Raw genomic sequence first — 22,741 nt, 5'->3', positions numbered from 1 at the left:
CCCCAAGGGCGTCAATAGCGGAAGCGCACGCCGAGCCGATAGGCACGACCCACCAGGTCATAATAGGTCCCGTCGAAGGAAGGGAATGGCGGATCGGTGTCGAGCAGATTGTCGATCGTCCCGAACAGTTCCACCTTCCTGTCGTTGTCCTCGCTGCGGGTCAGGACAAGCTTTCCGCCCAGATTGAAATAGATGCGGCTGGGAATCCTGTTGATGTTGAGGCTGGTCGCCGTCCCCGGCACGGCGGCGGTGTCGATCTTGCCGTCGTTGATGTAGCGCGCCTGGAGGTTCACGCCGAAATCGTCGGTATCATAGGCGATGGTCGCGTTCATCGTCAGGTCCACCATGCCGACCGTGCCGCCATTGACGGGCGTTCCATTCTGCCCGGAACGGTCGATGGCCCCGGTCGTGTCCGTCAGCCTGTAGTCCCAGACATAGGTGGCGAGCAGCCGCGTGCTGAGATTGCCCGCGCCGAGCGGCATGCGATAGGACAGTTCGATGTCGACGCCGCTGGTCTGGAACCGGTTGAGGTTCAGATAGGGCGTCACCATCTCCGTGATCGGACCGTTGGCGACGGGGCGGGTGATGAAGGCGCACCGGCTGGCGTCGCCCGCGACGCAGGAGTCGAGGACGACCTGCGCGACGGAGGTGTTGATGACGCCGTCTATGTCGATGTCATAATAGTCGACCGACAATTGCAGGCCCGATACCCATTGCGGCTGATAGACGAACCCCGCCGTCAGCGAATTGGCGACTTCGGGTTCCAGGTTCCTGTTGCCGACGGAAAAAGTGCGCACCGTATAGGCCGTATTGGTGACCGGGTCGATGATGCGCGCGTTCTGATTCCTTTCCGGCGTGAACATTTCGGTGAGATTGGGGGCGCGGACATCGCGCGAGCGGGTGGCGCGGACGCGGAATTCATCGGTGATCGACCAGTTCACGCCCGCCTTCCAGGTCCACACGCTGCCCGCGCCGCTATAATCGGCGTAGCGGGCGGCGGCGTTGACATCCAGATGGCGGAAGAATGGCCTGTCCGCCGCCAGCGGAACGAGCAGCTCCACATAGCCTTCCTTCACGTCGAACGATCCGTCCACGAAGGCGGAGTTGGCGCTGGAAAAGGCGCGGGCCGCCTCCAGCGGGCTGGGGATGGAGAGCAATGTCTCCCGGCGATATTCGATGCCGGTCGCGATGGACACGGGGCCCGCCCAGGTCGAGAAGGGTTCCGCCTGGAGATTGCCGGCGACGACCGTCTGGGTCGTCTTCTGATGCTGGAGCGAGAGGCCGGTCACATAGGCCTTGGCCGCGTCGCTGGCCGTGCCGGTGCCGAAGATATTATAGGGCACGCAGCCCGCCGCGGCGTTGCGGATGGCGGCGTTGGGGCTGAGCAGGTCGCGGCAGACGGGGATGGAAACGCCGTTCTGCATCACGTTCACCACATCGATGGCGCGGCGCCAGTTCGCCTCGATCCGCTGGCCGATGACGCCGCGGATGAACCGGTTCTGGCCATATTGCGCATAGACGTCCCATTTGATGCCGCCGAAGGAGCCTTCGGCGCCGATCAGGCCGCGGGCGGTCTCATTCGCCTTGCTGACGATCTGCTGGAAATTCTCGGTCCCGAACCGGCCGAGCTGGAAGCTGGTGAGCGCCGGCGCGCCGGCCGGCCGCGTCGCATTGTAATTGTCGATCGCCGCCCGCGTCGCCGCCGGGATGAAGGGATTGTCGGCGCTGACGACGATGGGGGAAAAGGCGCTGGTGCTGGGCGACTGGGTGCCGAAATTGCGCGTGCCGATGCTGGGCACGGTCCAGTCGACATGGGCGTAGTTGCCCTCCGCGAAGAAGCTGGTGTCGCCGCTTTCGAAGCTGACCCGGCCCATGGCGACGACGCGCTCATGCGGCTGCCTGATGTTGACGCCGGTCCAGGAACCGATGCCGTAACCGTCGCCGCCGATCTGGTCGTCGCCCCATACTTCCCCGAAGTTGAACTGGAAGGGGGTGCCGTCCGGCGCGAAGGCGGTGCCGCGCAGCGGTCCGGTGGCGATCAGGCCGCCGGGCGTCTGGGAGGCGTAGTGGACGTTCTTCGTCCAGATGCGCGCGGGCTGGCCGTTGGTGGCGAAATTGGGATTGGTGACGAACCACCATTCCTCCCGCCCCCAGTCGCGCGTGTAATTGTCGCCCACCCCCTCGTCATAGGAATATTCCGCGCCCAGGATGATATGGCCCGCGCCGTCGGCAAAGCTTGTCCCACCGCCGAGCGCGACCTTCATGTTATAGCCGTCGCCTTCCTCCGAGATGCCGGCCTGCGCTTCGCCGCGAAGCCCGGTCAGCTTGTGGTCGAGGATGATGTTGACGACGCCGGCCACGGCGTCGGAGCCCCATGCGGCGGACGCGCCGCCGGTCACCACCTCGGCGCGTTCGACCAGGAAGGTGGGGATGAGGCTGAGGTCGACGGTGCCGACATTGGACGTCGGCACGAAGCGATGGCCGTCGACCAGGACGGGGGTGCGGTTGGCGTCCAGCCCGCGCAGGTCGGCATAATAGCCGCTATTGGTGAAGGTGCGCGCCGCCGACGGGTTCTGGCTGGGGCGGAAGGCGGGCGCCTCCTGCAGCACCGAGCCGATGCTGATCGCCGCGCGGTTCTGCACCTGCTCCGCACCGATCACGGAAATGGGCGTGGGGGCGTTGAAACCGTCCCGCACGATGCGCGAACCGGAAACGACGATGTCGGCCTCTACCGGCGGATCGGACGGCGCGGGGGGCGAGGATGGGGCCGGGATCGAGGAGCCGGCCGGGGCGGCGTCCGGCGGTTCCGGAGCGCCATCCGCCGGGGCCGCCGCACCCTGCTGCTGCGCAAAGGATGGACCCGGCGGAGCCATGGCGGCGAAGGCGATACCTGAAAGCAGGGCAAGTCTGGTCGACGCAACGCGCATGTTATCCCTCCCGATTGCCCGCATGACGCAGGTCTGTCGTTCTGTTCGCAGAAGCGGATCGTAGAAGCGGACCGTCGAAAAATCGCTGAACGAAATAACATTCACAATAACTGAGAAACATGCCGGAGGCGCATCATCCAGCAGTGGCGCGACGGGCGAAGCCGCGCGGGGCATCAAAGGGCTGGCGGGTGCCCTGTTCCGGGTGTAGGATGCCGCCATTGGCCATGAGGCGCTCCCTCATGCCGAGAGATGCTCGCCCCGGAAAAGCGCGCATGTCCCGACAGAGGACATATAAGAACAGGAGCTTCATGGCTTTCGGTCAGGAGAGCGAACCATGGCAATGGCTCACCCGTCCCAGGCGGCGTCCGCCGGGCAAGATATTTCCATCCGCACCATCACGTTCGACGACCTGCGCGTCGCCCTGCGTCAGGGATGGGACGATTTCCTCGCCAAAAGGGGCGATCTGGTGTTCATCGGCTTCATCTATCCGATCATCGTCGCGCTCGCGATCATGTCGGCCAGCCGGATGTCGATCCTGCCGCTGATCTTTCCGCTGGTGGCGGGCGCGATCCTGCTGGGGCCGGCATTCGCCAGCGGTTTCTACGAACTGGCGCGGCGGCGGGAGGCCGGGCTGGACGCGCGCTGGCGCCATTTCCTGGACGTGATCCGCAAGCCGGGCGGGTCCGCCCTGTTCGACCTGACCTGCGTGCTGGCGCTGCTGTTCATGGCGTGGATGGCGACGGCCTGGTTCATCTATCATGCGACGCTGGAAAATGTGCCCGGCTCGACATCCTCCGTGGGCGCTTTCCTGTCGGCCATATTCGGCACGTCGCAGGGCTGGCAGATGATCGTGCTCGGCAATCTGGTCGGCTTCGGCTTCGCGCTGCTGACGCTGGCGGTCAGCGTCGTCTCCTTCCCCATGGCGGTGGACAAGCCGGTCAGTTGGGGCGTCGCGGTGCGCACATCCTGCCGCGTGGCATGGCATAATCCGGTGACGGTCGCGGCCTGGGGCCTGATCGTGGTCGCGCTGCTGGTGCTGGGCGCCCTGCCCGCGCTGGTGGGGCTGGCGGTGGTGCTGCCCGTGCTGGGCTATGCCACCTGGCACCTCTATACGCGCGCGGTCGTCCGGTAAGGTGTCAGCCCCCGGCCATGTCGAGGGCGATGCCCAGCAGGGCGCGCAGCGTCGGCGCCTCGTCCGACCGGCGCCATGCCAGGCCGGTTTCCAGCATGGGGGCAAGGCCGGCCAGCGGCAGATAGCGCACGCCCGTGCGCGCGAGGTTGCGCAGCGAGGCGGGGACCAACGCCAATCCCATGTCGGCGGAGACGAGGCTGATGATCGTCTGCATCTGGATCGCCCGCTGGCGCACATGCGGCTCCCGCCCCTGGGCCCGATAATGGTCGATGACAAGATCGTGGAAGGTGGGCGCGACGTGACGCGGGAAGAGCAGCAGCGGCTGGTCGAGCCAGCCCTCCCCGGCCAGACTGCCGTCCTCCACCAGCAGGCGGCCGTCCTTCACCCAATTCTCCGGCACGGCGGCCACCAGCGGCTCGCGGAGCAACGGGCGATAGTCGATGGCCGCGGGCAGGCCGGATGCGGGCGGGATCAGCAGCCCGGCGTCGGTCCGCCCTTCCACCAGCGCCTCCACCTGCACGTCGCTGGTCGCTTCCACCAGCGTCATGTCCACCCTGGGGAAAGCATGGGCATAGCGCCGCACCAACGTGGGCAGGATGCTGTAGTCCGCCGAACTGACGAAGGAGAGGACAATCCGCCCGACCGTCCCGGCCTGCAGGCGCCGCGCCACGGCAGCGAGGTCGGCCACGGCCCCCACGGCGGGCCGGACATGCTCCAGCCATTGCCGTCCAAAGGGGGTGAGCGCCACCTGCCGCTTGGTCCGGGCGAAGAGAGGCGCGCCCAGTTCCCGCTCCAGCGCCATGATCGACTGGCTGAGCGGCGGCTGGGTCATGCCCAGCCGCTCGGCGGCACGGCCGAAATGCAGTTCCTCCGCCACGGCGAGGAAATGGTTGAGCTGGCGAAGATCCATGTCAGTCAGTCATCCTACGACCTTATAGCGCGCCTATAATATATTTCACAACCTGTCCGCAAAGGCGTAAGGCGGCCGGACAGGAACCGAGGACAGACCCATGCCGCATTATCGTTCACGCACCAGCACCCATGGCCGCAACATGGCGGGCGCCCGCGGCCTTTGGCGCGCCACCGGCATGAGGGACGAGGATTTCGGCAAGCCCATCATCGCCATCGCGAACAGCTTCACCCAGTTCGTGCCGGGGCATGTGCACCTGAAGGATCTGGGCCAGCTCGTAGCGCGGGAGATCGAGGCGGCTGGCGGCGTCGCCAAGGAATTCAACACCATCGCGGTCGACGACGGCATCGCCATGGGCCATGACGGCATGCTCTATTCGCTGCCCAGCCGCGACCTGATCGCGGACAGCGTCGAATATATGGTGAACGCCCATACCGCCGACGCGCTGGTGTGCATTTCCAACTGCGACAAGATCACGCCCGGCATGCTGATGGCCGCGATGCGCCTCAACATCCCGACCATCTTCGTTTCGGGCGGTCCGATGGAGGCCGGCAAGACCGAGCTGCGCGGCAAGACCGTCGCGCTGGACCTGGTCGACGCCATGGTCGTCGCGGCGGACGACAGCTATACCGACGAGGAAGTGAAGGTCATCGAGCGGTCCGCCTGCCCGACCTGCGGTTCCTGCTCCGGCATGTTCACCGCCAATTCGATGAACTGCCTGACCGAAGCGCTGGGGCTGTCGCTGCCGGGCAACGGGTCGACGCTGGCCACCCATGCCGACCGCGAAAAGCTGTTCCTGGAGGCGGGCCGCACCATCGTCGACCTCGCCAAGCGCTGGTACGAACAGGACGACGCATCGGCCCTGCCCCGCAACATCGCCACCTTCGCCGCGTTCGAGAACGCGATGAGCCTGGACATCGCCATGGGCGGGTCGACCAATACGGTGCTTCACCTGCTCGCCGCCGCCTATGAGGGCGGGGTGGATTTCACCATGGCCGACATCGACCGGCTGTCACGGCGCGTTCCCTGCCTCTGCAAGGTCGCGCCGGCCAAGAATGACGTGCATATGGAGGACGTCCATCGCGCGGGCGGCATCATGGCGATCCTGGGCGAGCTGGAACGCGCCGGGCTGGTCGACGCGACCCTGCCGACCGTCCATGCGCCGACGCTGGGCGACGCGCTCAACCGCTGGGACATCGGCCGCACCAATAGCGAGGAGGTCCGCAACTTCTTCCGCGCCGCGCCCGGCGGCGTCCGCACCACCCAGGCGTTCAGCCAGAACGCCCGTTGGGAGGAACTGGACACCGACCGCGAGACCGGCGTCATCCGCAGCGCGGCGCATCCCTTTTCCAAGGATGGCGGGCTGGCCGTGCTGTTCGGCAATATCGCGCCCGAAGGCTGCATCGTGAAGACGGCCGGGGTGGACGAATCCATCCAGACCTTCCACGGCACGGCACGGGTCTATGAAAGCCAGGACGCTGCGGTCGCCGGCATCCTGGGCAATGAAGTGAAGGCGGGCGATGTCGTCGTCATCCGCTATGAAGGGCCCAAGGGCGGGCCGGGCATGCAGGAAATGCTCTACCCGACCAGCTATCTGAAGTCGAAGGGGCTGGGCAAGGCCTGCGCCCTGATCACCGACGGGCGCTTTTCCGGCGGCACTTCGGGCCTTTCCATCGGCCATGTGTCGCCCGAAGCGGCGGAAGGCGGGCTGATCGCGCTGATCGCGACCGGCGACCCCATCCTCATCGACATTCCCAATCGCGTGATCAGGCTGGACCTAGACGACGCCGTCATCGCCGCCCGCAAGGCGGAAATGGAGGCGCGCGGCGCGAAGGCGTGGAAGCCGTTCGGCCGCAAGCGCCATGTGTCGCCCGCCCTGCGGGCCTATGCGGCGCTCACCACCAATGCGGCGCGCGGCGCGGTGCGGGACGTGGGCCAGGTGGAAAAGGATTGATATTCAGGGCGCGCGCCGCATTCGACCCCGCGGCGCGTCGTTCCGGACGATTGCCCGCGGGCCGTCAGTGGAGGAGGATATAAAGCGTGCCGGTCAACGCCAGGGCCGACGCGCTGCACAGGCTCAGCAACCCGACGCTGCATTGGCACATGCTGTAATGCATACGCTCCATCGCACTCTCCCTTGCCGCCGGGCTTATGCCGGTCGGGCGGGGCGATGATAACAGAGAATATCGCGCGAATCAAAAGGTCAGGCGTCGTCCAGTCCCTGCAATAATTTTTGCAGCGCAGCATGGAAATGCCGCCGTTCCGAAGGGTTCAGCGCCTTCAAGAGCTTTCCCCCCAGTTGCAGGCGGAGAGGCTCCGTCACGGCGACCGCCGCCTCTCCGGCCGGAGTGATGGCCAGCCGCTTCACCCGCCGATCGTCCCTGTCCGGCACCCGCTGGATCAGGCCTTCGCGCTCCAGCCCGTCCAGCGCCTCCGTCACCGTGCGCGGCGCGAGATTCATGATCTCGGCAATGTCGGCGGCGCGCGCTGTTCCCAGCTGCGCCTTTATGCACATCAATATCTTGGTCTGGGCAAGCGATGCGCCCTGTTCCGTCATCGCGCGGTCGAACGATCTGCGGATCGATGTGATGACCCGAAACAGGTCGGTCAGTAGCTGTTCGTCGGCGCCATTCATGAGGAACCTCAATAAATGGTATTGCGCTATGGTGCAAGCGCGAGCATAGGGGACGGGATTGCGATCTGCGGGTTCCATCGATGAGTTCTGAGACAGTGGCTTCTTCTCCCCCCCATGGCGACGACTCGGGCCAGAGCCGCCCCTCCGCGCTCAGAAGCCCGCGCGCACGCCCGATCCTGCTGCTCGTGACGCTGGCGCTGATCGGCGGCGGCGTGCTGTGGTTCATCCGCTTCGAAACCTTCGGCAAATATCAGGAATCGACCAACGACGCCTATATCCAGGCCGATTCGATCACCGTCGCGCCCAAGGTGTCCGGCTATGTCGACCGCGTCTTCGTCGATGAGAACCAGGATGTGAAGGCCGGCCAGCCGCTGGTTCAGATCGATCCGCGCGATTACCGGGCGCAGGCGGCTCAGTCCGTGGCGCAGATCGACGTGGCCAAGGCCAATGCGGCCGGGGTCGTCGCCCAGATTGCGGAGCAACGCGCCGCCGTCGCGCAGGCCGAGGCCGATCTGAGCGCCGCCAACGCCAATGCCGCCTTCGCCGCGCGCGAGGTGGAGCGCTATCGCCCGCTGGCGGCCAGCGGTGCGGAGACCCGCGAGCGCCTGTCGGAGCTTCAGAACCAGGCGACCCAGGCGCGGGCGAGGGCCGCGGCCGCCAGGGCGACGCTGACCAGCGCGCAGAAGCGGATCGCCACCCTGCAGACGCAGGTGCGGCAGGCGGAAGCGCAGGGCGAGGCCGCGCGTGCGCAGCTTTCGGCCGCCAGCACCAATGTGGAGGCGACGATATTGCGGGCGGCCGTCGACGGGCGGATCGGTGACAGGAGCGTCCGGCAGGGCCAGTTCGTTCAGGCCGCCAGCCGGCTGATGACGCTGGTTCCCAATGCCAGCCTCTATGTCGAGGCGAATTTCAAGGAAACGCAACTGGGCCTGATGCGCGTCGGCCAGCCGGTGACGATCGCGGTCGATGCGCTGCCCGGGATCGAGCTGCCCGGACGGGTCGCCAGCATCGCGCCCGGCACCGGCGCCCAGTTTTCGGTCCTGCCGCCGCAGAACGCCACCGGCAATTTCACCAAGATCGTCCAGCGCATCCCGGTGCGCATCGCCGTCAGCGCCGGCCCCGAAACCCGGAAGCTGCTGGTCCCCGGCATGTCCGTCGAAGTGTCCGTCGACACCCGTTCGGCCCGGAACGCCGCCGCGCAGATCCGCCGGGAGCAGGAGCGGCATAACGCCCGGATCGGCCGATGAACGCCACCGCCGCTTCGGCCGCGCCGCCCCTTCCCGAACGCGCCGACACCGCCGCGTGGCTGGCCGTCATCGCCGGAAGCCTGGGCGCGATGATGGCGACGCTGGACATTTCCATCGTCAATTCAGCGCTGCCCACGATCCAGGGCGAGATCGGCGCCAGCGGTACGGAGGGCACCTGGATCGCGACATCCTATCTGGTCGCGGAGATCATCGTCATTCCGCTGGCGGCCTGGCTGGAACGGCTGCTGGGGCTGCGCACCCTGCTGCTCGCCGCCGCCTTTCTGTTCACCGGCTTTTCGATGCTGTGCGGCGTGGCCGGCGACCTTACCACCATGGTCATCGGCCGCGTCGGCCAGGGCTTTACCGGCGGCGCGCTGATCCCCACGGCGATGACCATCATCGCCACGCGCCTGCCCCGTTCGCAGCAGCCGATCGGCAATGCGCTGTTCGGCGTCACCGCCATTCTTGGGCCGGTGCTCGGCCCGCTGGTCGGCGGATGGCTGACGGAGAATATAAGCTGGCACTACGCCTTCTTCCTGAACCTGCCCGTGGGCATCGTGCTGATCACCCTGCTGCTGGTGACGATGCCGCATCAAAAGCCGCGCCTCAGCGAATTCCGGCAGGCCGACTGGCTGGGCATCGCGGGCATGGCGCTGGGCCTTGGCGGCCTTACCATCGTGCTGGAGGAGGGACAGCGGGAACAATGGTTCCAGAGCAGCGAGATCGTCCTGATGTCGGTCGTCTCCGGCATCGGCTTCATCCTGCTGTTCGCCGGGCAATATTTCGCGAAAAGGCCCGTCATCCGGCTGAAGCTGCTGCTCGACCGGCAATTCGGGGCCGTTGCGCTGATGGGGCTGGTGATCGGCATGATGCTGTACGGCACCGCCTTCGTCATTCCGCAGTTCCTGGCGGCGATCGCCGGCTATGACGCGCTGCAATCGGGCCGCATCGTCCTGCTGTCCGGCATTCCGAGCCTGATGCTGATGCCGCTCACCCCCCTGCTGATCCGGCACCTCGACATCCGCATCGCGGTGGGCGCCGGGCTGCTCATCATGGCGACGAGCTGCTGGGTCGACACGGTGCTGACCAATCAGGCGGTAGGCCATGATTTCGTCGAGTCGCAATTGCTGCGCGGCGTGGGCAGCGTATTCGGTTTCCTGTTCCTCAACCAGGCGGCCATCGCATCGGTCCCGCGCGAGGATGCGGGCGATGCCGCCGGGCTGTTCAACGCCGTCCGCAATCTGGGCGGATCGCTGGCGCTGGCGGGCATCGCCACCATCCAGGACCAGCGAAGCTGGCTGCACAGCCGCCGCATGGAGGAAAGCCTGAGCGCCAATAGCGGGCAGGTGCAGGATTATATCGGCGGCCTCGCCCATTCGCTGGGCGGGCAGGACGCCGCGCTTCGATCGCTGGCAGGCACGATCCAGCGGGAAGCGCTGGTGATGACCTATAACGACATCTTCACGATGCTGGCGGTCGGCATCATCGCCGTATTGCCGCTGGTGCTGTTCCTGCGTCCCTTGCCCAAGGGGCAAGCGGTCGCGATGCATTGAGGCTGGTTCCATGCGTTTCCCCCAGACCGTCCTTCCTCCGGCCATCCTCCCGCTGCTGACGCTCGCCGCCTGCACCGCCGGGCCGGATTATCAAGGGCCGGAAGCGGCCAGGCCGGTCAGCCCGGCGGCGCGGTTCGTCAGGACGCCCGCCGACGCCGGCCCGCAGGCGCCCGCCGCCGCGGCCTGGTGGACGGCGCTGGGCGACCCGGTGCTGGACGCGCTGGAAAGCCGCGCGCTGGCCGCCAGTCCCGGCGTGGCCGTGGCAGAGGCTAGGGTGCGGCAGGCCCGCGCCTCGTTGCGGACGGAGCGCGCCAATGCCCTTCCCAATGTCAACGCCTCCGCCCTTTACGTCCATGCCACCGTGCCCGGCGTCGACCTCGGCAATTCGGAGGAGGACAGTTCCGATGGCGGCGACAGCCAGTCGCTCAATTTCTACAATCTGGGCTTCGACGCGAGTTGGGAGGTCGATCTGTGGGGTGGCCGGCGGCGGGGAGTGGAGGCGGTACGGGCTCAGGTCGAGGCGGCGCAGGCCAATGTCGCGGACGCGCAGGTCAGCCTGACCGCCGAAATCGCCCAGGCCTATGTCAATCTGCGCGACCGGCAGCAGCGTATCGCGCTGGCGCAGCAGGCCACGGCCCGGCAGCGCGAGATGCTGCGCCTGACGGAACAGCGCCACGCCGGGGGAACCGCCTCCGCGCTGGAGGTGGAACAGCAGCGCAACCAGCTGGAGCAGAGCGACGCCGCGCTGCTGCCGCTGAGTGCGGAGCGCGACGCCTATCTGAACGCGCTGGCCACCCTGGCCGGGGAAGCGCCCGGCGCGCTCGACGCCATGCTGGCCGCGCCCGCGCCCGTGCCGCTGCCTCCCGCGCAGGTCGCGGTCGGCGATCCTGCCGCGCTGCTCAGGCGCCGTCCCGACATCAGGGCGGCGGAGCGCCAGTTCGCCGCCGCCACCGCCAGGATCGGCGTGGCGGAGGCCGCGCGTTTTCCCAGCCTCAGCTTCATGGGCCTGATCGGCATCGGCGGCACCGATCCGGGCGATCTGGTCGACCTCGACACGCTGGCGGCGATCGCCATGCCGCGCCTGAGCTGGAGCTTCCTCGATTTGGGCCGCAACGCCGCCCGGGTCGGACAGGCCGAAGGCGTCCGGGACGAGGCGGCCGCGCAATATCGGCAGGCGGTGCTCAACGCCCTGCGCGACGGCGAGGACGCGCTTTCGCGCTTTGGCGCGCGGCGGCTGAGCGTCGCCAGCGCCGCCCGGTCGAAGGCCTCGGCTGAGCGCGCCGCCGCGCTGATGCGCCAGCGTTTCGAGGCGGGAACGGCCACCCGCATCCAGCTTCTCGACGCGGAGCGGCAGAGCCTGTCGGCGGCTCAGGCGCTGACCCAGGGGACGGCGGCGATGACGGCGGACTATATCGCCCTGCAAAAGGCGCTCGGCCTCGGCTGGCAATAGGGAATTTAACCTTTCCGCAAGGCTTTGGGAGCGAAATGCCGCGCTGGAGCGCGTTGCCTTGTATCGGGCACAGGCCGCGCGCTTCAAGTTTCTGTTGTCGCATCGTTTTAGGCAGAAAACCGGTTCCCGTCCTTCGACAGGGCTCAGGACAGGCTTTTCCGCACGATGCTCTAAAAGTCCATATTGTCCGATGGAAGCGCGACATGCTCCGGGGGAGGAGTCCGGCAGGGACGGGAGAGCGCGCTTCGGATCGGACAGGAGGGACTTTCAAGTCGGGGCCGCGCATCATCATGTTGAAGAGAATTCGTACCGAGCATGTCGAATTGGGCATGTTCCTCCACAAGATGGAAGGGTCGTGGTTCGCCCACCCCTTCTGGAAGAGCAGGATGCTGCTGGAGGATGCCGAACAACTGGAAACGTTGAAGGCGAGCAAGGTCGAATGGGTGCAGATCGACACCTCTCGCGGCGCTGACCTGAAGCCCAGCGAAGCGCCGGCCCCGCCCCGCGCGCCGGCTGACGACCAGCGTGACCGTCCGTTCGGCCGCGCGGGCGCCACCATTGCCCGGCGCGGGGCGCCGCCGCCCGTCAGCCGTCCGTTCGACCCGCTGTCGAAGGACAGGCTGCCGGCCAAGGCGGAGATGGTTCATGCCAACCGCCTCGCCCGCAAGTCGGTGCGCGCGATGCAGAAGATCTTCGACGATTCCCGACTGGGCAATGCGATCAAGCTCAACAAGCTGGAAACGATGATCGATGAGATCTCCAGCTCCATCCAGCGCAATCCCCACGCCTTCATGGCGGTGACGCGGCTCAAGAACACCAGCGAATATCTCTATCTGCACGCCCTGTCGGTCTGCGCGCTGATGATCAGCCTGGCGCAGCAGCTCCGCCTCTCTCCGGAAGAGGTGCAGCAGGCCGGGCTTGCCGGATTGCTGATGGACGTCGGCATGGGCCATGTGCCGCAGGAAACCTGGGACAAGGACAGTCCGCTGACGCCAGAGGAATGGGAGGTCGTGAAGAGCCACACCACGCTGGCGCATGAATTCCTGGCGCTGGGCGGCGAAATGCCGGACGCCGTGCTGGACGTCTGCCTCCATCACCATGAGCGGTTGGACGGCAGCGGCTATCCCCATGGGCTGAAGGGCGATGAAATCGGACGGTTCGCCCGCATGGCGGCGATCTGCGACACCTATGACGCGATGACGTCCAATCGCATCCACCGTCATGGCGAGGACCCATCCCGCGCGCTGCTGATGCTGGACGAGGCGCAGACGCTCTACGACCCCGAAATCTTCCAGGCGTTCCAGCGCGCGGTCGGCATCTATCCCATCGGATCGCTGGTCCGCCTGCGCTCGCACCGGCTGGCGATCGTGGTCGAGCAGAATGCCGACGACCTGACGCTGCCGGTGGTGCGGCCCTTCTATTCGCTTTCCGACCGCAGCTTCGTGAAGGCGGAGGACATAGACCTTTCCAACTGCTTCGGCGCGGACCAGATCATGACCCGCGAAACGCCGGAGGGTTGGGACATGACCGAATGGCCGGCGCTCAGCGCCAGGCTGCTCGCGGCGGCGGGATGAAGGCGGGGGCCCTGCCCTGAAAATTCGTTGCGCCTGCCCGCCGGGCAGGGGATATAGGCGGCATGATCGTGCCGGATATGCCCTCTACCGCGGCGGGCGTCGCCGTTCATTATGACGAACTGGACCTCGCCTACCGGCGGATCTGGGGCGAGCATGTGCATCATGGCTATTGGCGGACGGGGAGCGAGAGCCCCGCCGAAGCGGCCGAAGCGCTCGTCGAGGAGGTGGAGGCGCGGCTTGCGCCGGAACCGGGACAGAGGCTGTGCGACATAGGATGCGGCTATGGCGCCACCGCCGCCCGGATCGTCGCCCGGCACGACGTCCATGTCACGGGCCTCACCCTCTCCTCCGCGCAGGAGAAGGTGGCAGGCGCGCGTGCGCTGTCCCGCTTCACCTGCCTGCGCCGGGACTGGCTGCACAATGATCTGCCCGATGCGGGTTTCGACGGCGCCTATGCGATCGAAAGTTCCGAACATATGGTCGACAAGGCCCGCTTCTTCACGGAAGCGGCACGGGTGCTGCGGCCCGGCGGGCGGCTGGTCGTCTGCGCCTGGCTGGAGGGCGAAGGCGCGCGGCCATGGGAAGTCCGCCACCTGCTGCGACCCATTTGCCGGGAGGGGCGGCTTCCCGGCATGGGCAGCCGGGCGGATTATGAGGCGCTGGCCGCCCAAGCGGGGTTCGCGCTGCGCGGCCATGAGGATGCCAGCGTCCGCGTCCGCCGCACCTGGGCGATCTGCCTGCGCCGGCTGGCGGTGGCCATGATCCGCGACCCGGCCCTGCGGAGCCTTGCGCTCAGTCCCCGGACCCGGAACCGCGACTTCATCCTCAGCCTGCCGCGCCTGATCCTGGCGCTGCGCACCGGCGCGATGCGCTACGGCATCTTCCTGTGGGAGAAGGACAGCGCCGGTCCTAGGGTGTGAGGGGATTCAGCCCATGGCGACCTGCGTCCGATTTAGCGCAGCGTGCTCTGGCGCAGCCGGGTCCAGCGCTGCGACTGGCACAGGAACAGCACGCATCCCGTCAGCCTGAGCGATCCGTCCGCGTTCAATCCCAATGTCGCGCGGTAGCTTCGCCCCGATTTCGGGTCGTAGGCGCGGCCGCCCTTCCAGATCGCGCCATCGCGGCGGAAACCCCAAAGGGTGAGCAGGCCCAATATCGGCTGCCCGCGCAACTTGGGGTCGGGATTGTTGACATCGGTCGCCGGCACGCCCGGTCCCTTGTCCAGCACTTGCGCGATCCGACCGCACATCTGCCCGCCGCACGGCGCGATCTGCACCACGCCCTTCCGGTCCTCGGTCAGCCAACGACCCTCGACGGACGGCGGCGAGGACGCCGCCGCCATGATCAGGAGCGCGGTGAAATATCCCATGGCATGCACCTCCATGCCCATGAAGATATGCTATGATGCCGGAGAAGAAGAGAGGGCATATGGCCGACCTTTCGATCCGTTCGCGGCAGGAAGAGCAGATGGACGCGCCGGACCTGGACCCCGCCGTCTATGAGCGGGTGCTGCACGACCTCGCCCGCGTGAACCGCTGGACCTTCACTGCCTGGCCCACCATCGCCTTCCTCAACCGCGCGGTCGGTCCGGCCCGGCATTTCCGCCTGCTCGATGTCGGTTTCGGAGACGGCGACGTCCTGCGCGCGGTCGCCCGCTGGGCCCGGAAGCGCGGGATAGAGGCCGAGCTGATCGGCGTGGACCTCAATGAAAAGAGCCTTGCCGCGGCCCGCCACGCGACTCCGCCCGAACTTGCCATCGACTATCGGGCCGGCGACTATCTGGACCAGCCGGAGCGGTTCGACTTCATCATCTCCAGCCAGGTGACGCACCATATGACGGATGCGCAACTGATGACCTTCCTGCGCCATATGGAGGCGGAGGCGCGGATGGGCTGGCTGATCTGCGACCTGCACCGGCATGGATTTGCCCATTGGGGCTTTCCGCTGCTTGCCCGCCTGCTGCGCGTCCACCGCATCGTGCGGGAGGATGGCCGGCTGTCCATTGCCCGGTCCTTCCGCCCCGGCGACTGGGCGGAGCTGTTGCCCCAGGCGGGCATCAGCCTGGACGATGTGCGGATCGTGAGGCGCTTTTCCTTCCGCCTGTGCGTGGAGCGGATATGCGGGTGAGCAGCGCGGCCTGAATGCCGAGCCCCGGCATCATGCCCAGCAGCCGCATCAGCAGCCCGCGTCCCCATGGTCCCGCCGCCCCGTGGCGCAAGGCTTCGGCAATCGCCAGCGGCCGCCGGCTGCGGCGGCGCCACTGGTCCTGCCAGCCCATCGCCGCCTGCGGTCCGCCCCGCAGATAGGCCTGCGCGGCGCTGGTCCCGCTGTGGAGCGCGATGGCGATGCCGTCGCCGGCCAGGGAAGCGATCACCGCGCCCTGATCCCCGATGCGGAAGAGTCCCGGAACGCTCGCCGCCGCGCGCCAGCCATAGGGCACGCCGGCAATCGCCTCAAAAGACGGCGGCATTTTTCCAGCCATGCGGCGGGCCAGATGGGGCGCCTCCGCCATGATCGCCCGCATCAGCGCGGGCGCGCCATCCGACAGCCGGTCCCGCGCAACGGAAAGGCAGAGATTGGCGGTGCCATCCTCCTGCAACAGCAGGCCGGCATAGCCGCCGTCGAACAGGTGCATCTCGATCACGCCCGTCAGGTCCGCGCTGCCGGGCAGGGTCGCGCGGAACCCGACGCAGGGCGGTTCCCGCCGGCCGGTGAGATCGCGGGCCAGCCCGCGCAATTCATGCTTGCCCGTCGCCAGGAACAGCGCGTCGCCAGCCAACCGCCCGCCATCGTCGAACCGGACCGAACGCGCTGCCGGGTCGGCGGCGCGCACCGCCCGGCCCCGCTGGACGACGGCTCCCGCCCGTGCCGCGCGCGCGATCAGCGCTTCGTCCAGCGTCCGCCGCGACAGCCCCGCCGCAACATGGGGCAGCGGCAGTTCCAGATGCCGGCCGTCCGCCACCAGCCGCAACCGCCGTATCGGCCGCGCGCCCAGCGCGACCGCGTCGACACCCAGATCGCCCAGTGCCGCCAGCGCATCCCAGCCGAGGAAGCCGCCGCACACGCCATCATGCGGGCCGCTCCGCCGGTCGAGGAGATGCACCTGCGCCCCCGCCCGAGCCAGGGCGATCGCCGCCGCCGCGCCCGCCGGTCCGCCACCGACGACCAGAGCGGGCAGGCGCGCCGTCATGCCAGCCCTTCGAAACGGAATCCTTCGGCCGCCAGTCCCGGTCCGAAGGCCAGCGCCACCCCCTGCCCCGCGTCCGCCAGCATGTCGTGCAGGATGAACATCAGGGTGGAGGAGGACATGTTGCCGAACCGCGCCAGCACGCTCCGCGACGGCGCCAGGGCATCGCGGCCAAGGTCCAGTCCCTGCTCCACCGCGTCCAGGATCGACCGGCCGCCTGCGTGCACCGCCCATCGGTCTATCCCGGCCATATCGTCGCTTCCCCACAGGCGGCGGCGCACCGAGGGATCGCCCAGCGCCGTCTGGATGCGCCCCGGCACCTCTCCGGACAGGTGCATGACGAAGCCGCTATCCCCTATGTCCCAGCGGATCAGTTCCGCCGAATCCGCGAGGTTGAGCGAGAAGGGCCGGTCGATCGCGACGCCGGCGCCCTCCCCCGTCACCAGGGCGGCGGCCGCGCCGTCCGCGAACTGGAGCATCATCAGCAGCCGCTCGATCTGCCGTTCCGGCTGGAAATGCAGGGAAGACAGTTCGACCGTCACGACCAGCACCCGCGCATCGGGTTCCGACCGGACGATGTGCCGCGCCGTCCGCAATGCCGCGACCGCCGCATAGCAGCCCATGAAGCCGACCAATGTGCGCTCGACCCCCTCCAGCCCCAGCCGTTCGGCAATGATCTGGTCGATGCCGGGGGCGACGAAGCCGGTGCAGCTCGCCACCACCAGATGGCTGATCCGGTCGAGCGGCACCTGCGCCCTCAACCGCGCGATCGCCTCCATCGCCAGGCGGGGCGCATGATCGGCATAGCAGCGCATGCGCAGCGAGGTCGGCGGCATTTCGCCCGCGTAGAAGCCGCCGGGATCGACCGGCGATCCGCCCTCGGCGGTCGGCGGCAGCACGCACCAGCGATGCCCGATGCCGGACCGCTCCGCCATGCGCTGGAACAGCCGGCGCTCGCGCGGATCGTCCAGTTGGCCGGTCGCCCAGCGAATGAAGGGTGCATGCATGTCCAGCGCGGGGACGGCGCACCCGATGGCGTTGATGCGAGCGCGCGTATCGGTCATCGGGTCGTCATGGCTCCTGTCTTCGTGGAACGTCCGGGCAGGGGGAAAGGATCAATCGCGGCAGCCTGGCCTCTGCCGCCCTTAGACCTCCACTTCCTTCTCCAGACGTCCCTCTCCCCCGAAAACCCGCAAATATCGGGCGATCTCCTCCGGCTCGCCTGTCGCCTTGGCGGGGTTGTCGGACAGCTTGACCGCCGGGCGGCCATTGGCCTCCACCACCTTGCACACCAGCGAGATCGGATCGAGCCCGGTCGTGGCAAAGGGCGCGCAACCCCTGAAATCATTAGTGAGGTTGGTGCCCCAGCCAAAGCTCATCCGCACCCGCCCGGCAAAATGCCGGTAGGTCGCCTCGATACTGTCGACATCCATGCCGTCGGAGAAGATCAGCAGCTTCGTCCGCGGATCGCGTCCCTTTTCCCGCCACCAGCGGATGATCCGTTCGCCCCCCTCGATCGGCGGCGCGCTGTCGGGGCGGAAACCCGTCCAGTCCGCCACCCAGTCCGGCGCATGGCGCAGAAACGCCGCCGTGCCGAAGGCATCGGGCAGCACGACCAGCAGGTTGCCGGCATAATGATTGCGCCAATCCTCCAGCACGCGATAGGGGACGGCGGCCAGCGCCTCATCCCCCTCGGCCAGGGCGGCCAGCACCATCGGCAGCTCATGGGCGTTGGTGCCGATGGCCTCCAGATCGGCGTCCATCGCCAGCAGCACGTTGGACGATCCGATGAACCGGCGGCCCAGCCGTTCCTTCAGCGCCTCCACGCACCAGCGCTGCCAGAGGAAGCCGTGCCGCCGCCGCGTGCCGAAGTCGGATATGACGAGATCGGGCAGTTGCGCCAGCCGCTCCACCTTCTCCCACAGCTTCGCCTTGGCGCGGGCGTAGAGCACGTCCAGTTCGAACCGCCCCCGTCCCTTCATCGCCGCGCGGGATCGCAATTCGTTGATGATCGCCAGCGCCGGGATTTCCCACATGCTGCTGTGGGTCCAGGGGCCGTGGAAGCACAGTTCATATTGGCCGTCGACCTTGCGCAGGTCATAGTCGGGCAGGCGGAAATCGGCCAGCCACGCGATGAAATCCGGGCTGAACATCTGCCGCTCGCCATAAAAGCTGTTGCCCGCCAGCCAGATCAGTTCCTTCTTCCCGAAGCGCACGGACCGGGCATGGTCGAGCTGCGCGCGCAATTCGCCCTCGTCGATGACCTCGGCCAGACGCACGGATTGCGTGCGGTTGATCAGCTTGAAGGTCGCCTGCACATCCGGGTAGAGGTGGCGGATCATCTGGAGCATCAGCAGCTTGTAGAAATCCGTGTCCAGCAGGCTGCGGACGATGGGGTCCAGCCGCCAATTATGATTATAGGTGCGGTTGGCGATGTCGGTGTAAACCATCGAAATTCCGTTCAGCCCGTGACCGGCCCCAGTCTATGCGCGACAGGCGCGACTGTCAGCCATCGTCGCCAATTGAACCGGATATGATCCCGTTCCCCTTCATCTGCAAAGACGGCGCCGTCCTCGCCCATCCGTGACCCGGCCGGCCGTGTCCTGCGGCCATGATGGCCGGAACCCGCGCCGCGCGCCATTTTCATACGCAATTTCTATGCCCTGCCCTTTTCCCCTCTCTCGATTTCAAACGCCGCCCTGTCCTAATTGAGCGGCGGCAGACGATGGCCCGTCCCGCACCCCGCGCGACAGCTTCGGCTGCGGGAGTTTCCTTATGCAAGACATGCTCTGGATCGGCCTGATCCTGATCCTTCTGGCCGCCAGCCTCGGCTATGCCGCGCTGTGCGGGCGGGCGTGAGGGCGGGCGCCATGACCATCGACCTCTGGCTCGCCACGTTCACCGCCATCGGCCTCCTCCTCTATCTGGTCGCGGTGCTGGCGCGGCCCGAACGCTTTTAGGGAGGCGCGTTCCATGACCTTTCAGGGATGGCTGCTGATCGCGGCCTTTGTCGGCCTGTTGCTGATCCTCGTGAAGCCGGTCGGCCTCTGGCTGTTCGCGCTTTACGAAGGACGCCGCACGCCGCTTCACGGCCTGCTCGGCCCCGTGGAGCGCGGCTTCTACCGCCTTTCGGGCATCGATCCGCGCGAGGAACAGGGCTGGCGCCGCTATGCGGTGCATATGCTGGTCTTCAACACGGCGCTGCTGCTCCTCACCTATGCGCTGCTGCGCATGCAGGCGGTGCTGCCGCTCAACCCGCAGCATCTGGGCGCGGTGAGCGGACATCTCGCCTTCAACAGCGCGATCAGCTTCACCTCGAACACCAACTGGCAGAGCTATGCCGGGGAATCGACCATGTCGAACCTCAGCCAGATGCTGGCGCTCACCATCCATAATTTCCTTTCCGCGGCGACGGGCATTGCGCTCGCTTTTGCGCTGTTCCGGGGATTTGCCCGGCGCAGCAGCGCGACCATCGGCAATTTCTGGGCCGATATGGTGCGGGTGACGCTCTATCTGCTGCTGCCGCTCTGCGTCCTCCTCGCGATCTTCTACATGGCGAGCGGCGTGCCGCAGACGCTGGCGGGACCGGTTGAGGTCACGACGCTGGAAGGCGCGAAGCAGACGCTCGCCCTGGGACCGGTCGCGGGTCAGGAGGCGATCAAGATGCTGGGCACCAACGGCGGTGGCTTCTTCAACGCGAACAGCGCCCATCCGTTCGAAAATCCGACGGCGCTCACCAATTTCGTGCAGATGCTGTCGATCTTCGCCATCGGCGTCGGCCTCACCCACAGCTTCGGCAAGGCGGTGGGCAATGTGCGGCAGGGATGGGCCATCCTCGCCGCGATGATGGTCCTGTTCCTTGCCGGCGTCGCGATCACCTGTTGGCAGGAGGCGGCCGGCAATCCGGTCCTCCATCATCTGGGCGTTCCCGGCGGCAACATGGAGGGGAAGGAGGTACGTTTCGGCATCGCTGCCTCCGCCCTCTTCTCCGTCATCACCACGGCGGCGAGCTGCGGCGCGGTCAACGCCATGCATGACAGCTTCACCGCCATCGGCGGCCTCGTCCCCCTGTTCAACATGCAATTGGGCGAAGTGGTGGTCGGCGGCGTCGGCGCGGGCATATACGGCTTCCTGCTGTTCGCCATCCTCGCCGTGTTCGTGGCGGGGCTGATGGTCGGCCGCACGCCGGAATATGTCGGCAAGAAGATCGAGAGCCGGGAGGTGAAGCTCGCCGTCCTCGCCATCGCCGTGCTGCCGATGGCGATACTGGGCTTCACCGCGATTGCGAGCGTGTTGCCGGCGGGCCTTGCCGGCCCGCTCAACAAGGGACCGCACGGGTTCAGCGAGATCCTCTACGCCTTCACCAGCGCGGTCGCCAACAACGGATCGGCCTTTGCCGGACTGACCGCCAACACCCCCTTCTACAACGGCCTGCTGGGCGTGGCGATGTGGATCGGCCGCTTCTTCATCATCATACCCATGCTGGCCATAGCCGGCGGACTGGCGGCGAAGAAATACACGCCGGAAACCGCGGGCAGCTTCCCCACCACGGGGCCGCTGTGGACCGGGCTGCTGGTCGGCATCGTGCTGATCGTCGGCGGCCTCACCTTCCTCCCCGGCCTTGCCCTTGGCCCCATGGCCGATCATCTCGCGATGGTCCGTGGCCAGCTCTTCTAAGGATCACAAGCCCATGCCCCGGTCCGAAACCCGTTCGCTCTTCACCGCCGACCTCATCCTGCCCGCGATGGGCGACGCTTTCCGCAAGCTGAACCCCAGGGACCTGATCCGCAACCCGGTGATGTTCACGACCGCCGCCGTGGCGGTGCTGCTGACGCTGTTGCTGGCCGTGGGGCAGGATCATCTTGCCCCTGGCTTCAAGCTGCAACTGGTGGCCTGGCTGTGGCTGACGGTTCTGTTCGGCACCTTTGCGGAGGCGCTGGCCGAAGGGCGGGGCAAGGCGCAGGCCGCTTCGCTGCGCGCGACCAAGGCGGAACTGACGGCCAGGCGGCTGAAGGGCGACGCGGTCGAGACCGTCCCGGCAAGCGCGCTCAGGATGGGCGATGTCGTGCTGGTCGAAACCGGCGACCTCATCCCATCCGACGGAGAGGTGGTCGCCGGCGTCGCTTCGGTCAACGAGGCCGCCATCACCGGCGAATCCGCGCCGGTGATCCGGGAGGCGGGCGGCGACCGCAGCGCGGTGACGGCGGGCACGCGCGTCATTTCCGACCGGATTCGGGTGCGGGTGACGGTCAATCCGGGACAGGGCTTTCTGGACCGCATGATCGCGCTGGTGGAGGGCGCCGAACGGCAGAAGACGCCCAATGAGATTGCGCTGACGCTGCTGCTGGTCGGCCTGACCATCATCTTCCTGATCGCCGTGGGCACGATTCCGGGCTTTGCCAGCTATGCCGGGGGCGCCGTGCCGGTGGCGATCCTCGCCGCCTTGCTGATCACGCTGATTCCCACGACCATCGCCGCCCTCCAATGAAAGAACGCAAGAGGAAATTTCGCAAGGCTGTTGGTCGATAATCCTCACGGTTTGCTCCTTCGCGGTCCGCCGGCGTCATAACGGACGAGTTTCTCCATTCGCGGGCCGACGCTTGCCCGCGACAAGGCTCTTCAACCAACCTCCAATCCGTGCCCCGAATCCGTTGGATTCAGTCACAAAGTGGCCTTCGGTCCCGGACTTCCTATCCTCCTCAGTGAGCGCAGATCCGCATTGCGGAACTCGCTAGTGCGCGATCAGGACAGTCGGGATTCAGTCTGCCACTCAGGGCGCGCGTCGCGGGACTGGTACTCCCGCTTATCGCGCAGCACATGGTAGGCAATTGTCAAAAGCTTGCGCGCCACAGCGACCTTGGCACGATTGGCGCCTTTGGTGGTCTTGTGACGATAATATTCGAACTTCAGGGCGGGATCGGACACAATTGCGGGAACAACTGCTTCGACGAAGGCCCATCGCAACCATTTGTTGCCGCCCTTGATAATGCGCCCATTGAACGTCTTGCCACCACTCGAATAAGTCGAGGGCACAAGGCCGGCATAGGCCGCAAGCTTTCGTGGTGATCGGAAACGACTTACGTCGTCTATCTCTGCTGCGACCAGTCGAGCAAAAAACTCCCCTAG

At 67.0% G+C, this 22,741-nt stretch carries 18 protein-coding genes and 1 pseudogene; 11 read left to right on the top strand and 8 right to left on the bottom strand.

Going from position 1 to position 22,741, the window contains the following annotated elements:
- Positions 1–11 precede the first annotated feature (11 nt).
- Complete coding sequence (locus K7W03_RS13850; RefSeq protein WP_222886560.1) at positions 12–2,927, bottom strand: TonB-dependent receptor domain-containing protein; 2,916 nt, start codon at positions 2,925–2,927, stop codon at positions 12–14.
- Positions 2,928–3,261: 334 nt separating this feature from the next.
- On the opposite strand from K7W03_RS13850, the gene K7W03_RS13845 reads away from it, so the two are divergent.
- Positions 3,262–4,059 carry a DUF2189 domain-containing protein gene (locus tag K7W03_RS13845; protein WP_025549805.1) on the top strand — a complete coding sequence of 266 codons (798 nt, stop codon included), beginning with the start codon at positions 3,262–3,264 and terminating at the stop codon, positions 4,057–4,059.
- A 4-nt stretch (positions 4,060–4,063) separates the two neighbouring features.
- Here K7W03_RS13845 and K7W03_RS13840 read toward each other — a convergent pair whose 3' ends face one another.
- Positions 4,064–4,969: a LysR family transcriptional regulator gene (locus K7W03_RS13840; RefSeq protein WP_222886559.1), complete on the bottom strand. Its 906-nt coding sequence runs from the start codon at positions 4,967–4,969 to the stop codon at positions 4,064–4,066.
- A gap of 100 nt (positions 4,970–5,069) precedes the next feature.
- Between K7W03_RS13840 and ilvD the strand changes: the two genes are divergently transcribed.
- Positions 5,070–6,923 (top strand): dihydroxy-acid dehydratase, encoded by a 1,854-nt coding sequence (gene ilvD, locus K7W03_RS13835; RefSeq protein ID WP_222886558.1) that lies wholly within the window; start codon positions 5,070–5,072, stop codon positions 6,921–6,923.
- A 249-nt stretch (positions 6,924–7,172) separates the two neighbouring features.
- Here the strand turns inward: ilvD and K7W03_RS13825 are convergent, their stop codons facing one another.
- Positions 7,173–7,604 carry a MarR family winged helix-turn-helix transcriptional regulator gene (locus K7W03_RS13825; protein ID WP_222886557.1) on the bottom strand — a complete coding sequence of 144 codons (432 nt, stop codon included), beginning with the start codon at positions 7,602–7,604 and terminating at the stop codon, positions 7,173–7,175.
- 80 nt (positions 7,605–7,684) lie between these two features.
- Between K7W03_RS13825 and K7W03_RS13820 the strand changes: the two genes are divergently transcribed.
- From K7W03_RS13820 to K7W03_RS13800, 5 genes are all read left to right on the top strand, one after another.
- Positions 7,685–8,851, top strand: a complete 1,167-nt coding sequence (locus K7W03_RS13820) for an HlyD family secretion protein (protein WP_222886556.1) — start codon at positions 7,685–7,687, stop codon at positions 8,849–8,851.
- Positions 8,848–10,404, top strand: a complete 1,557-nt coding sequence (locus tag K7W03_RS13815) for a DHA2 family efflux MFS transporter permease subunit (RefSeq protein WP_065847089.1) — start codon at positions 8,848–8,850, stop codon at positions 10,402–10,404. The genes K7W03_RS13820 and K7W03_RS13815 overlap by 4 nt, the downstream gene beginning before the upstream one ends.
- Before the next feature lie 10 nt (positions 10,405–10,414).
- Positions 10,415–11,854 (top strand): efflux transporter outer membrane subunit, encoded by a 1,440-nt coding sequence (locus K7W03_RS13810; protein ID WP_222886555.1) that lies wholly within the window; start codon positions 10,415–10,417, stop codon positions 11,852–11,854.
- A 290-nt stretch (positions 11,855–12,144) separates the two neighbouring features.
- A complete protein-coding gene (locus tag K7W03_RS13805; protein ID WP_222886554.1) occupies positions 12,145–13,428 on the top strand; it encodes an HD-GYP domain-containing protein in 1,284 nt (427 codons plus the stop codon).
- A gap of 62 nt (positions 13,429–13,490) precedes the next feature.
- On the top strand, positions 13,491–14,348 hold the full coding sequence (locus K7W03_RS13800; RefSeq protein WP_226870148.1) for a class I SAM-dependent methyltransferase: 858 nt from the start codon (positions 13,491–13,493) through the stop codon (positions 14,346–14,348).
- Between the two features lie 32 nt (positions 14,349–14,380).
- Here the strand turns inward: K7W03_RS13800 and K7W03_RS13795 are convergent, their stop codons facing one another.
- Positions 14,381–14,818: a DUF2147 domain-containing protein gene (locus tag K7W03_RS13795; RefSeq protein ID WP_226870147.1), complete on the bottom strand. Its 438-nt coding sequence runs from the start codon at positions 14,816–14,818 to the stop codon at positions 14,381–14,383.
- A gap of 38 nt (positions 14,819–14,856) precedes the next feature.
- Between K7W03_RS13795 and K7W03_RS13790 the strand changes: the two genes are divergently transcribed.
- Positions 14,857–15,555, top strand: a complete 699-nt coding sequence (locus K7W03_RS13790; RefSeq protein WP_099186962.1) for a methyltransferase domain-containing protein — start codon at positions 14,857–14,859, stop codon at positions 15,553–15,555.
- Here K7W03_RS13790 and K7W03_RS13785 read toward each other — a convergent pair.
- The 3 genes from K7W03_RS13785 to pncB form a co-directional block, all read right to left on the bottom strand.
- Complete coding sequence (locus K7W03_RS13785; RefSeq protein WP_222886553.1) at positions 15,485–16,618, bottom strand: NAD(P)/FAD-dependent oxidoreductase; 1,134 nt, start codon at positions 16,616–16,618, stop codon at positions 15,485–15,487. The genes K7W03_RS13790 and K7W03_RS13785 overlap by 71 nt on opposite strands.
- On the bottom strand, positions 16,615–17,679 hold the full coding sequence (locus tag K7W03_RS13780; RefSeq protein WP_140043279.1) for a type III polyketide synthase: 1,065 nt from the start codon (positions 17,677–17,679) through the stop codon (positions 16,615–16,617). Before K7W03_RS13780 ends, K7W03_RS13785 begins: the two co-directional genes overlap by 4 nt.
- Positions 17,680–17,760: 81 nt before the next feature.
- A complete protein-coding gene (pncB, locus tag K7W03_RS13775) occupies positions 17,761–19,065 on the bottom strand; it encodes a nicotinate phosphoribosyltransferase (protein ID WP_222886552.1) in 1,305 nt (434 codons plus the stop codon).
- A 420-nt stretch (positions 19,066–19,485) separates the two neighbouring features.
- Here pncB and K7W03_RS13770 point away from each other — a divergent pair, with 420 nt between their 5' ends.
- The 3 genes and pseudogenes from K7W03_RS13770 to K7W03_RS13760 all read left to right on the top strand — a co-directional run.
- Positions 19,486–19,575 (top strand): potassium-transporting ATPase subunit F, encoded by a 90-nt coding sequence (locus K7W03_RS13770; RefSeq protein ID WP_222886551.1) that lies wholly within the window; start codon positions 19,486–19,488, stop codon positions 19,573–19,575.
- A gap of 13 nt (positions 19,576–19,588) precedes the next feature.
- On the top strand, positions 19,589–21,292 hold the full coding sequence (gene kdpA, locus K7W03_RS13765; protein ID WP_222886550.1) for a potassium-transporting ATPase subunit KdpA: 1,704 nt from the start codon (positions 19,589–19,591) through the stop codon (positions 21,290–21,292).
- Positions 21,293–21,305: 13 nt separating this feature from the next.
- A pseudogene (locus K7W03_RS13760) lies at positions 21,306–22,097 on the top strand (HAD-IC family P-type ATPase); the annotation flags it as partial.
- Positions 22,098–22,357: 260 nt separating this feature from the next.
- Here K7W03_RS13760 and K7W03_RS13755 read toward each other — a convergent pair.
- A partial coding sequence (locus tag K7W03_RS13755; protein WP_222886549.1) for a transposase occupies positions 22,358–22,741 on the bottom strand: 384 nt, incomplete at its 5' end.

The sequence above is a fragment of the Sphingobium sp. PNB genome (assembly GCF_019873065.1).
GTDB lineage: Bacteria > Pseudomonadota > Alphaproteobacteria > Sphingomonadales > Sphingomonadaceae > Sphingobium > Sphingobium fuliginis.
This window is presented reverse-complemented; position numbering and strand designations above follow the sequence as displayed.